Source organism: Streptomyces scopuliridis, assembly GCF_042790125.1.
Taxonomy (GTDB): domain Bacteria; phylum Actinomycetota; class Actinomycetes; order Streptomycetales; family Streptomycetaceae; genus Streptomyces; species Streptomyces scopuliridis_A.
In genome coordinates this window covers 307,599-319,778 of the sequence record NZ_JBHTZS010000004.1, presented here as the reverse complement: position 1 = coordinate 319,778, position 12,180 = coordinate 307,599, and the positions used below count along the sequence as shown (strand labels likewise).

Below are 12,180 nucleotides of genomic sequence, written 5' to 3'. Positions count from 1 at the left end.
ACAGCCTGTGCGGGCGGCTGCGTGAATCGTCGTACGGTTTTGTGTGGTCGTACAAACGAATCACGTCCCCCGATACGGGGAACTCTACGAAGAAGCCGACCGTCAGCAACGATACCGGCACACCGAGCGGCCCCCACGGGACGGGGGCTTGGCCGGGAGGTAGCGTCTGGGGACAGGGTTCGTCTCCGGGACGGGCCATACGAGACAAGACCCCCGAGCACTGGGTCTGAGGGGAAGACGTTCACCTGATGCCGGACCGACGCCGCCGCACGGCGCTCCACATCCCGCCGCCTTCCGGGCCGGTGCTGCTGCCGCGGGAACGCCAGTCCTCTTCCACCGGACCTTCGGAGAGCCCCGAGCACTCCGGGACGGGCGCCGGGGCGGGTTCGTCCTCCTCGGGCTCCGTTTCGTCGGGCTCCGGTTCGTCCACGCCGGTCACCGGTTCGTCGGGGTCCGCTTCGTCGGGCTCCGGTTCGTCCGGCTCCGGTTCGTCGGGCTCCGCCGAGGACAATCCGTTCGCGCCGCCGCCCGAGGGCCGGCCCGATCAGCCGTGGCAGCCCCGCCGTCCCGAGCATGGCGGTGACTCGTCGAACGACGGATCCGGACCGGGCCGGGGCGGCTGGGGCAGCCAGTGGAGCAGCCGCCAGCCCGGTCGCTCCCAGGGCGGCTTCGGCAGCCGTCCGGGAGGCCAGAACGGGCAGCACGGCCAGGGCTCCGGCAAGGACGGACCCGACGGCCGCGGCGGACTGCGCTGGGACCCGACGGACCCGGCCCAGCGCCGCGCCCGCTACGCCCTGCTCTCCGGGATGTGGGCCTTCTTCTTCGCGCTCTTCGACTTCCCGGAGATCGCGCTGCTCCTCGGCGCGCTGGCGCTGTACTGGGGCGTCAGCTCGCTGCGCGACAAGTCCAGGAAGCCGTCGACGGACGCCGACGGCACGGCGGCCGGCGGCTCGTCCCCGGCAGCGGTGCGGTCCGCCCCCACGGCACAGGCGGCGCAGACGGGACAGGGGGGACGGCCGGGATCGTTCGGCGGGCCGGCCGCGTCCGGGGCGCCGGTCCCGGGGTCGGGCAGGCCGCAGACCACCGCGGCGGTGAGCGGGCTGGTGACGGCCGTCATCGCGCTGGCGATCGTGGCCACGACCTTCACGGTGCAGCTGGTCTACCGCGACTACTACACGTGCGTGAACGACGCGCTGACGACCACGGGCCAGCTCTCCTGCAACGATCTGCTGCCCGACTCGCTGGTGCCGGTCTTCGGCGTCAAGGAGTAACCACGCCCGGACCCTCCTCGTCCGCTTCGGAGCCGCCTTTCCTTGAGGGGGAGGGCGGCTCCGGCGCGAGCGGCCCCGACGTGGCCCGGAAGTCGGCCATCAGCCCGCCCGACGCCTCCTTGAACGCCGCCCAGCGCGCCTCGCGCGCACCGCGCTCGTGCCAGGCCTCGGCCGGCAGGAAGTCATACGGCTCGAAGCCGGAACCGGAACCGCCGTCGGGATCGGATGCCTCCGATCCCGCGGCCCTCGTGCCGCCCGTGCCTCCCGTACTTCCCGGGCTCACGCCCGCACGCGTTCCCGTTCCCGTTCCCGTACCCGTACCCGCGCCCGCTCGCGGCCCCGCGCCCACCCCCGTCTCCGCCACATCCAGCATGCCCAGGCCGCCGATCGCCTCTCCCCCCTTTGCCGTGGCGAGTGGTCCCGGGCCCGGTGTCGCCGCGCCCTCGCGCGTACCCCTCCGTCCCCTCCGTCCCCTCCGTCCCGTCAGTCCCCGCCAGGGCGCCCGCCACCACGCCCTCTCCATAGCGCCGCCGGCCTCCGCGCCCCCGGTCCCCGCCCCCACCACGGGGAGCGGTTCCGCCGCCGGTACGTCCTTCGGGCGCCGCTCCCGGAGCCGCCAGAGGCGCAGCAGCAGCGCTGTCGGTACGCCGAGCGCCAGCGTCCACGCCAGCGCCGCCGCGCCCGTCAGCCACCAGACGGGACCGAAGGCCGCCAGCCTGCCGTTCCCCAGCGGGCCGCCCGCGAGCCCGGCCAGCACGGCCGTCATTCCGGCGCACACGACGCCCCCGAGCGCCGCCGTCAGCGCCGTCCCGCGCGCGCTCCACGCCTCTTCGCGCAGGGCGTACGGCGGCGCGGCCACCCGTACCGTGAACCAGGCGACCGCCAGCCCCGCGACGACCGGCACCACGGCCGCCGCCCAGTTCAGCGGCGTGCCGGACCCCTCCGGCACGGCGGCGAGCAGCGGGAAGGACGGCAGCGCGGGGGCTCCGACGACCCCGAGCGGGGTGGCCGTCGCCGTCGTACCGAGCGCGAAGCCGGGCCCCAGGCCGTACGCGGTGCCCCAGACCGCCGCGTTCGGCACGAGCGCCAGCCCCAGCAGCAGCACGGCGACCCGCCCCGACCAGTCCCCCGCGAGCTGGACGAACGAGGTGTGCGCCGGGTCTCCGTGCCATACCAGCGAGCCCCCGACCAGGAGCGCGCCGCCGCCCACCAGCAGCAGGAAGGCCGCCGCCCCGGAGCGCCCCGCGACGACGACCCCCCGGCGTCCCGCGGGCGCCCAGACCGTACGGGCCAGAAGCCTCCGTAGCGCCCCGGGCAGCCGCTGGGGCAGCGGGACACGTGGACACCCATGCGCCGTCCATGCCCCGGCCGCCGCCGAGAGCACCGTCAGCACGGGCAGCGTGAGCGCCGCGCGCAGCGGATGCGCGGTGAGCGCGCCGCCCCCCGCGTAGAGCACGGCCGCCGCGCCGACCAGCAGATATCCCCCGGACACGGTGCATACGGCGCCGAGGCCGGTGAGCTGGGGCCGTCCCTCGTCGGGTTCCAGGGCGTCGCGGGCGGCGCGGTACGCCAGCCAGGCGGGCAGACCCATTAGGAGCAGCGGTACGACTCCGATGGGCGCGGGGGTGCCGGAGAGGGTGTCCGGGCGCACCAGCTCCACGCCATGGCCCAGCAGCCAGAGTCCGGCCGCGATACGCAGAGCACCGCCCGCACCGCTGTCGGGGAACGGTGACGTGATCCACATCGCCATCACCAGCATGGCGATCGCGCCGAGCCCCAGGAACGCGGCGATGGCTCCTCGGAGAACGGCGAAGGTCAGCGCCGCGGCCCTACCACGCTCAAGGGCCGAGGCCGAGGACAACGGCGCACTGTGTTCGGTCAATTGGGTCACGACGTCATGCTGCCCATGACACCGGCCTAATTCGCGCAACAGGCGAATAGTCGCCGTGTCGCCCAATATACGGTTATGTGCTTTTTCGCCCAGAACCGTGCTGCGGGGAGCCCGACATGACGCAGAAGACCACGCAGAGCACCGCACGAGGCACCAAGACCGGCGCCCCGTCGCTGCCCACCCCGGAACAACGGCGAAGACTGCGCGAGTCGAAGCCGATGACCGAGAAGCAGGCCGCCGCCGCGGTGGGCGTCACGCGATCGACGCTCAGGTCCTGGGAGACCGGGCGTACGGATCCGCGCGGCCGCAAAAGGGAGTTGTACGCCAAGCTGCTGGCCGGGATCGCGGCGGAGCTGCGGGAGAAGGCGGCGCAGGAGGAACGGGCCAGGAGGGAGGCGGCGAGGGCGGCCGCACAGCGCTCCGCGGCGCGGCACCGGAGCACATCCGCGTCCACGCGGGCCGTGGGTACGGCGCGGAATTCAGCGGCGCCCACGGCCGGCGCCGCACCACCGACCGCGCCCACCGCCGCCGGGCGCGGCCCGAGGGCGAGCGCGCGGACCCTGACCACCCCCGCCGCCACGAGCCGGGCGGCGACAGGAAAGACCACGACCGGAGCAAGCACGACCGGAGCAAGCACGAAGGGGGCGAGCGCGAAGAGGGCGGGCGCGACCGGAACTCGTACGGCTCGTACGATTCCCGCGAAAGGAGCAGGCGAGACGGCACCGGCCGCGCCCGTCGCCGACGTACGCAACACCGCCTGGCCCAGCCCGCTCCCCATCGGGTTTGAGGCCCGTACGCCCGACGAAGCCTTCGACATCCTGTACACGTTCACCGCGCCCGCCCTCGTACGCCAGGCGTATCTGCTCACCGGGCGGCGGGTTCTCTCCGAGCGGTCCGTCGAGCGTGCCTTCCATCTCGCGTGGGCGCGCTGGCCCGAGGTCGCGGTCGACCGGGATCCGGCGGGCTGGCTGCGGGCCGCCGCGTACGAGTACGCGATGTCGCCCTGGCACCGGCTCCGCAGCCCCCGGGAGCGCCCCGATCCGGTCCGCCGCGAACACGAGAGGCCCGAAGAGCGGGCGCTGCGCGAGACGTTGCTCGGTCTTCCCCTGTCGTACCGCCGCACGCTGCTGCTCTACGACGGGCTGGGCCTCGATCTGCCGGAGACGGCGGCCGAGACCGAGGCGAGCACCCCGGCCACCGCCGGCCGGCTGCTGAACGCGCGCAAGGCGGTCGCCGAGCAGCTGCCCGAACTGACCGACACGCGGGTGCTTCAGGAGCGGCTCGGCGAGCTGGTCCGGGCGGTGACACCACCCCCGGAGGGGGCGGCGCCGGCCATAAGGTCCGGCTGCGAGCGGCGGGCCCGGTTCTGGACGCGGGCGGCCATCGCCTTCACCGTGCTGATCGTCGGGGCGACGGGGTTCACCCTGGCCACCGCTCCGAGGCAGTACGAGCCGCCGGTGTCACCGGGCGAACAGGTCGGCGATGTTCCGGGGACCAGCGGTCCGCAGCGGCTGAGCAAGCAGGACCTGGCGCTGCGCGAGAAGCTCCGCCACGAGCAGGTGACCGGACCCCACCGGCTCGTACCGCAACCGCAGTGACCGGCCGGCCTCGGGGGGCCGAACCTCCGCGAACGCGCGTGGGCCCGCACCCGGAAGAGGGTGCGGGCCCACGCGCGTGGTGCCGTAACGGGCCTGCGGGAGGCGGAGGTTCAGCCCCCGAGGATGGAACGGGCCAGCCCGGCCGTCTCGGTCGGCGTCTTGCCGACCTTCACGCCCGCGGCCTCCAGGGCCTCCTTCTTCGCCTGGGCGGTGCCGGAGGAGCCGGAGACGATGGCGCCGGCGTGGCCCATGGTCTTGCCCTCGGGCGCGGTGAAGCCCGCGACGTAGCCGACGACCGGCTTGGTGACGTTCTTGGCGATGAAGTCCGCCGCGCGCTCCTCGGCGTCGCCGCCGATCTCGCCGATCATCACGATCAGGTCGGTGTCGGGGTCGGCCTCGAACGCGGCGAGCGCGTCGATGTGCGTCGTACCGATGACCGGGTCGCCACCGATGCCGACGGCCGAGGAGAAGCCGATGTCACGGAGCTCGTACATCATCTGGTAGGTCAGCGTGCCGGACTTGGACACGAGACCGATCCGGCCGGGCTTCGTGATGTCGCCCGGGATGATGCCCGCGTTGGACTGGCCGGGGGTGATCAGGCCGGGGCAGTTCGGACCGATGATCCGGGTCTTGTTGCCCTTGCTGCCCGCGTACGCCCAGAAGGCGGCGGAGTCGTGCACCGCGATGCCCTCGGTGATCACGACGGCCAGGCCGATCTCGGCGTCGATCGCCTCGATGACGGCGGCCTTGGCGAAGGCCGGCGGCACGAAGACGACGGACACGTCGGCGCCGGTCTTCTCGATGGCCTCGGCGACGGAGCCGAAGACCGGTACGGAGGTGCCGTCGAAGTCGACGGACGTGCCGGCCTTGCGCGGGTTCACACCGCCGACGATGTTGGTGCCGTCAGCGAGCATGAGCTTGGTGTGCTTCATGCCGGTGGCGCCGGTCATCCCCTGGACGATGACCTTGCTTTCCTTGGTCAGGAAAATAGCCATGGTGTTGGAGTCCCTGTCCCTTACTTCGCAGCCGCGAGCTCGGCGGCCTTGTCGGCCGCGCCGTCCATGGTGTCCACGCGCTGCACGAGCGGGTGGTTGGCGTCGGACAGGATCTTGCGACCCAGCTCCGCGTTGTTGCCGTCCAGACGCACGACCAGCGGCTTCGTGACGTCCTCGCCCTTGGTCTTGAGCAGTTCAAGGGCCTGGACGATGCCGTTGGCGACCTCGTCGCACGCGGTGATGCCACCGAAGACATTGACGAACACGGACTTGACGTCCGGGTCGCCGAGGATGATCTCCAGGCCGTTCGCCATGACCTCGGCCGAGGCGCCGCCGCCGATGTCGAGGAAGTTGGCGGGCTTCACGCCGTTGTGGGCCTCACCGGCGTACGCGACGACGTCGAGGGTCGACATGACCAGACCCGCGCCGTTGCCGATGATGCCGACCTCGCCGTCGAGCTTGACGTAGTTGAGGTTCTTGGCCTTGGCCGCGGCCTCCAGCGGGTTCGCGGCGGCCTTGTCCTCCAGCGCCTCGTGCTCCGGCTGGCGGAAGTCGGCGTTCTCGTCGAGCGAGACCTTGCCGTCGAGCGCGATGATCTTGCCGTCACCGGACTTGATCAGCGGGTTGACCTCGACGAGGAGGGCGTCTTCCTTGATGAAGACGGTCCACAGCTTCTGCAGGACGTCGGCGACCTGGTCGGCAATCTCGGCCGGGAACTTCGCGGCGGCGACGATCTCGGCGGCCTTCTCGGGCGTGCAGCCCTCGTTGGCGTCGACCGGGATCTTGGCGAGCGCGTCGGGGTTCTCCTCCGCGACGACCTCGATCTCCACGCCGCCCTCGACGGAGGCCATGGCGAGGAAGGTGCGGTTGGTGCGGTCCAGCAGGAAGGAGACGTAGTACTCCTCCGCGATGTCCGCGGTCTGGGCCAGCATCACCTGGTGGACCGTGTGGCCCTTGATGTCCATGCCCAGGATCTGACCGGCCTTCTCGACGGCGTCGGCCGGGTCGGCGGCCAGCTTCACGCCACCCGCCTTGCCGCGCCCGCCGACCTTGACCTGCGCCTTGACGACGGCCTTGCCGCCGAGCCGCTCGGCCACCTCGCGAGCCGCGTCAGGCGTCGTGATGACTTCACCGGCCAGCACCGGTACACCGTGCTTGGCGAAGAGGTCCCTCGCCTGATACTCGAACAGGTCCACGCGTGTCCGTCCCTTGTCTTTTAAACCGCAGCCTGGTGATCGCGGGTTCGTTGTCTGCGTGGGCGTGCCGCGAAGGGCAACGTGACTGCGCTGTCACAGAGGGAGGCGTACGCGCTGTCCGGTACGCGGCATGTCCGTCTCGCAGGTTATCCCCGTGGGCGGTAGGTCCCTAAATCGCAGATCACAGATGAGCGGTGATACCTGTCACAGAGCGGTGATACCCGTCACACGCCGCGCCGAAGCCCTCTGTGTCACCGGGAGATCGCCCCGTTCGGCAGCTCCTTGTCCGGTATGGGAAGGGGCCGCTTCTCGATCGCCGCCGCCATCACCTCGGGGAAGAGATCGGGGGTGCAGGCGAAGGCCGGCGCACCGAGCGCGGCGAGGGCCGCCGCGTGCTCGCGGTCGTACGCGGGCGCTCCCTCGTCGGACAGCGCGAGCAGCGTCACGAACCGCACGCCCGACGCCTGCATCGCCGCGACCCGCTTGAGCATCCCGTCGCGTATGCCGCCCTCGTAGAGGTCGCTGATCAGTACGACCACGGTGTCGGCGGGCCGGGTGATCCGCGACTGGCAGTAGCCGAGCGCCCGGTTGATGTCGGTGCCCCCGCCGAGCTGGGTGCCGAACAGGACGTCGACGGGGTCGTCGAGCTGGTCGGTGAGATCGACGACGGCGGTGTCGAAGACGACGAGCCGGGTGGCGAGGGAGCGCATGGAGGCCAGGACCGCGCCGAAGACGGAGGCGTAGACGACGGAGGCCGCCATCGAACCGGACTGGTCGATGCAGAGGATGACCTCCTTCTTCACGGACCGCGCGGCGCGCCCGTAGCCGATGAGCCGTTCCGGGACGACCGTGCCGTGGTCCGGGAGGTAGTTCTTGAGGTTGGCGCGGATCGTACGGTCCCAGTCGATGTCGCGGTGGCGCGGCCGGCTGAGCCGTGCCGACCGGTCGAGCGCGCCGGTCAGGGTCGCGCGGGTGCGGGTGGCGAGCCGCTTCTCGATGTCCGCGACCACCTTGCGCACGACGGCGCGCGCCGTCTCCTTGGCCGTCTCGGGCATCGCCTTGTTGAGCGAGAGCAGCGTGCCGACGAGATGGACGTCGGCCTCGACGGCCTCCAGCATCTCCGGCTCCAGGAGCAGCGCGGCGAGCCCGAGCCGGTCGATCGCGTCGCGCTGCATGATCTGGACGACGGAGCTGGGGAAGTACGTACGGATGTCCCCGAGCCAGCGGGCGACCGAGGGCGCGGAGGCGCCGAGCCCGGCGGAGCGGTCGGTGCCGCGGGCGTCGCCCTTCTCCTTGCCCGTGCCGTAGAGGGCGGACAGCGCGCCGTCCATCGCGGCGTCCCGGCCCGAGAGCGCGCAGCCCGTCCCGTCGGCGTTCTCCCCGCCGAGCACCATCCGCCAGCGGCGCAGCCGCTCGTCGGCGGCGCGGTCCGGCCCGTCGGCGCCGATGCCTTCGGTACGGCTCCTGTCGCCCGTCCCGCCGCTCATCCCGTCCCCTCCAGAAGATCGTCGCTGTGGTCGGTGCCTCCGCTGCCGTCGGCGCCCAGCAGCAGCCGGAGCACCGGCAGTACGGCGTCCGCGCGCGCCTCGTCGAGCCCGGGGCCGAAACCGGGCGCGGCGGGCTCGGGCGCCACCGGGCCGCCGGCCGCGGGCCCGCGTCTGACCAGCTCGCCCAGCGTGCGCCGGACGCCCGGTTCGTACGCGGAGAACGTGCGGCGCAGCAGCGGGAGCACATCCGTGAATGCCTCGGCCGACACCCCGGTCAGCCAGGCGTCCACGAGGCCCAGGAGGCGTTCGTCATGGATTAGGAGCATGCCTCCCGCGCTGCTCGCCGCCTGGTGGCGCCCCGCTCCGGAGGCGCCGCCGACGAAGCCCTCGATCCAGGCCGCGGCGTCGGCCGGTGGGGTGCCGGGCGACAGCGCGAGGCCCATGAACCGCGCGGCCTCGTCCTCGGCGAGCCGACCGTCGTCCAGCAGCAGCCGGGCGGCCCGGCCCCTGATCACCCCGGGGACGGCGTCCCGTCCGGCGAGCTTGCGCAGGACGGCCCCCCAGCGCCCGGCCAGATCCCGGCCGTGGCCGTCCGCGCCCTGATCGCCCGACCCCTGTTCGTCCGGGCGCCGATCGTCCGCGCCCTGTTCGTCAGGGAGGAGACCGATCGCGGTGTGCACGCTGTCGAGATGCCCGCGCATCTCGGCCGCTCCGTCCGCGTCGAGCCCGGCGCAGGCGGGCGGCAGTCCGACGCAGATCCGCTCGGCGAGCCCCGCCGCCACCTCGGCGAGCGCGCCGGTGTCGGTGGAGCGTACGTCCCCGTACCGCAGCGAGCGGGCCAGCGCGGGCAGCGCCTGGGCGAGCCGGCCCACATCGGCGTCGAGCGCGGCACGGTCGGCGAGCGCCTTCATCACCACGGGCAGGGCGTCGGGCAGCGCGGCCAGCAGACAGCGCTCGGCCAGCGCCGTGACCTCCGCGAGCGCGGTCGCCGAGAGGGCCCGGGACTCCGCCTTGGCGGTGGCGGCGGAGAGCACCGTCGTGCCCCATACGCCGGCCTCCGCGACCCGTACGTACAGCTCGGGCTCCCAGCGCAGCCGCCAGCTCTCCCGGAACGTGCCGGTGCTCCCCCGCCCGGCGGCCGGTTCGCCCCAGTCGATACCGAGCAGCCGCAGCCGGTGCAGAAGCCTGCCGCGCTCGGCGTCCGTCTCCTTGCGGAGGTCGAGGTCCAGCTCGCGCTCCAGCGCCTCCGGCTTGAGCCGCAGCGTGCGCTGGAGCGCGGTGAGATCGCGCTGGAGCGGCACGGCGGGGGCCGTGTCCGGGATCTCACCGAGCACCTCGCCGACGATGAGCCGGTCGTGGATGAGGCCGAGCGGCACATCCGATCCCTCGCACATCACCGCCCGGACCGCGTCGGTGGTCTCGGTCAGACCGGCGAGCGGACGCCCGCGCATGGCGGCCAGCGTCCCGGCGAGCCGTACCGCCTCGATGACATGAGCGGAGGAGACCGTCCTGTCCTCCTCCCTGAGCAGGCCGGCGACCTTGGTGAGCCAGCGCTCCACGGGGCGGTCGGGGACGCCGAAGAGATGGCCGTACCAGCCGGGCGAGTCGATGCCCGCGCCATAGCCGCTGCGCCGGGCGAGCCTGCGATGGGTCCAGGGCACCCATGTCATGCCGGTCTTGACCTTGGGCAGGCCCTTCAGGAGCGCGCGGTCCGCGGCGACGGTGGTCTTCCGGCCGAGCGCGGGCACATGCCAGGCCCCGCAGACCACCGCGACGCCGTCGTCCCCGAACTCCTTGCGCGCGGTCCTGAGCTGGAGCCGCATCTGGGCCTCGCGGACGAGATCGCGCCGGGGTCCGCCGTCGCCGTGCTCCTCGCGCAGCGCGCCCATCGCCTCGGCGACCGCCGTGAACGGCGCGAAGGGGTCCTCCGCGCGGCCCGGTCCCTGGTGTTCGACGACGTCCTCCCACCACCGCTCGGGGTCGTCGTACCCGGCGGCCCCGGCGAGGACGGCGAGCGGATCGATCCGCAGGCTCTCGTCGTCCTGGGACGTGTCGTCCTCGGATCCGTCGCCCCGGGACTCCTCGTCCGCCGCGGCGAGTGCCAGTGAGTGCGCCGCGGGCAGATCGATGAACCGGGCCGGTACGTCATGTGCCAGCGCCCAGCGGATCGCGACCCACTCCGGGGAGAATTCGGCCAGCGGCCAGAACGCCGCGCGCCCCGGATCGTCCACCGCGTGCGCCAGGAGCGCGACGGGCGGGCGCATCGCCTCATCGGCGGCGAGCGCCAGCAACGCGTCCCCCTCGGGCGGGCCTTCGATGAGGACGACCCGGGGCGCCGCCGCGTCGAGCGCCGCCCCCACCGCGCGCGCGGACCCGGGCCCGTGATGCCGGACCCCGAGCAGCAGCGGTCCGCCCGCGCCGGATCCGCCCCGCACCGCCGCGCCCGCGGTCGCCGCGCCCCCGCCCGGCGCGCGCGTCGTGGTCACGCGCTCACCTCGCGGCAGGCGCGGTAGAAGTCCTTCCAGCCGTCGCGCTCACGGACCACCGTCTCCACGTACTCCTGCCAGATCACCCGGTCCGCCGCCGGGTCGCGGACGACGGCGCCGAGGATGCCGGCCGCGACATCGCCCGGCCGCAGCACACCGTCCCCGAAGTGGGCGGCGAGCGCGAGGCCGTTGGTGACGACGGAGATCGCCTCGGCCGTGGAGAGCGTCCCCGAGGGGGACTTGAGTTTCGTGCGCCCGTCGGTCGTGACTCCGTCGCGCAGTTCGCGGAAGACCGTGACGACCCGGCGGATCTCGTCGATGCCCTCGGGTCCGGCCGGCAGATCGAGCGAACGTCCCATCTGGTCCACGCGCCGGGAGACGATGTCGACCTCGGCCTCCGGGGTGGCCGGCAGTGGCAGGACGACGGTGTTGAAGCGGCGGCGCAGCGCGCTGGAGAGGTCGTTGACCCCCCGGTCGCGGTCATTGGCCGTGGCGATCAGATTGAATCCCCGGACGGCCTGCACCTCTTGGCCCAGCTCGGGGACCGGCAGGGTCTTCTCGGACAGGATCGTGATGAGCGAGTCCTGCACATCGGCGGGGATACGGGTCAGTTCCTCGACGCGCGCGGTCATGCCCTCCGACATGGCCCGCATCACCGGGCTGGGCACCAGCGCGTCACGGCTGGGGCCGTGGGCGAGCAGCTGCGCGTAGTTCCAGCCGTAGCGGATCGCTTCCTCGGGCGTGCCGGCCGTGCCCTGCACGAGCAGGGTGGAGTCACCGCTGACGGCCGCCGCGAGATGCTCGGAGACCCAGGTCTTGGCCGTGCCCGGCACGCCGAGGAGCAGCAGCGCCCGGTCGGTGGCGAGCGTGGTGACCGCGACTTCGACGATCCGCCGCGGCCCCACGTACTTCGGCGTGATCACCGTCCCGTCGGGGAGCGTTCCCCCGAGCAGATACGTGGCCACGGCCCACGGCGACAGCCGCCATCTGGCGGGCCGCTGCCGGTCGTCGGCCGCGGCCAGCGCCTTCAGCTCGTCGGCGAACGCGTCCTCGGCGTGCGGGCGCAGCGCCTCCTCGGTCCCCGCGGGCGCGGTGATTTCGGGCACGGTCATGGATCCCCCTCCAGATCGTTCGACCGGATGTGAGTTCCACGGTGCACCACGCCACTGACAATCGGCCGTCACTGACGATCGGCCGTCGCCGCGGGCCCGGCGGCGCGTACGCGGACGCGCCCGCGTCCGAGGGGAGTTACCCCG

The 12,180-nt window shown here is 73.1% G+C and carries 8 protein-coding genes; 2 read left to right on the top strand and 6 right to left on the bottom strand.

All coding sequences use genetic code 11. The annotated features are described in order from the left end of the window. Positions 1 to 248: 248 nt before the first annotated feature. On the top strand, positions 249 to 1,271 hold the full coding sequence (locus ACFRKB_RS08230) for a hypothetical protein (RefSeq protein WP_383104268.1): 1,023 nt from the start codon (positions 249 to 251) through the stop codon (positions 1,269 to 1,271). On the opposite strand, the gene ACFRKB_RS08225 is transcribed toward ACFRKB_RS08230, so the two are convergent. Then, entirely contained in the window at positions 1,261 to 3,162 is a 1,902-nt protein-coding gene (locus ACFRKB_RS08225; RefSeq protein WP_383104266.1) for a cell division protein PerM, read from the bottom strand. The genes ACFRKB_RS08230 and ACFRKB_RS08225 overlap by 11 nt on opposite strands. Before the next feature lie 116 nt (positions 3,163 to 3,278). On the opposite strand from ACFRKB_RS08225, the gene ACFRKB_RS08220 reads away from it, so the two are divergent. Next, complete coding sequence (locus ACFRKB_RS08220) at positions 3,279 to 4,760, top strand: helix-turn-helix domain-containing protein (RefSeq protein WP_383104264.1); 1,482 nt, start codon at positions 3,279 to 3,281, stop codon at positions 4,758 to 4,760. A 110-nt stretch (positions 4,761 to 4,870) separates the two neighbouring features. Here ACFRKB_RS08220 and sucD read toward each other — a convergent pair whose 3' ends face one another. The 5 genes from sucD to ACFRKB_RS08195 all read right to left on the bottom strand — a co-directional run bounded on the left by sucD (position 4,871) and on the right by ACFRKB_RS08195 (position 12,036). Further along, a complete protein-coding gene (gene sucD / locus ACFRKB_RS08215) occupies positions 4,871 to 5,755 on the bottom strand; it encodes a succinate--CoA ligase subunit alpha (protein ID WP_383104263.1) in 885 nt (294 codons plus the stop codon). Positions 5,756 to 5,775: 20 nt separating this feature from the next. Beyond that, positions 5,776 to 6,951, bottom strand: a complete 1,176-nt coding sequence (sucC, locus tag ACFRKB_RS08210; RefSeq protein WP_365972309.1) for an ADP-forming succinate--CoA ligase subunit beta — start codon at positions 6,949 to 6,951, stop codon at positions 5,776 to 5,778. 251 nt (positions 6,952 to 7,202) lie between these two features. Then, on the bottom strand, positions 7,203 to 8,345 hold the full coding sequence (locus tag ACFRKB_RS08205) for a VWA domain-containing protein (protein ID WP_383104497.1): 1,143 nt from the start codon (positions 8,343 to 8,345) through the stop codon (positions 7,203 to 7,205). Between the two features lie 89 nt (positions 8,346 to 8,434). After that, positions 8,435 to 10,873 carry a DUF5682 family protein gene (locus ACFRKB_RS08200; protein ID WP_383104496.1) on the bottom strand — a complete coding sequence of 813 codons (2,439 nt, stop codon included), beginning with the start codon at positions 10,871 to 10,873 and terminating at the stop codon, positions 8,435 to 8,437. Between the two features lie 47 nt (positions 10,874 to 10,920). Further along, positions 10,921 to 12,036, bottom strand: coding sequence for an ATP-binding protein (locus ACFRKB_RS08195; RefSeq protein ID WP_365972310.1), 1,116 nt, complete (start codon positions 12,034 to 12,036; stop codon positions 10,921 to 10,923). Positions 12,037 to 12,180 lie beyond the last annotated feature (144 nt).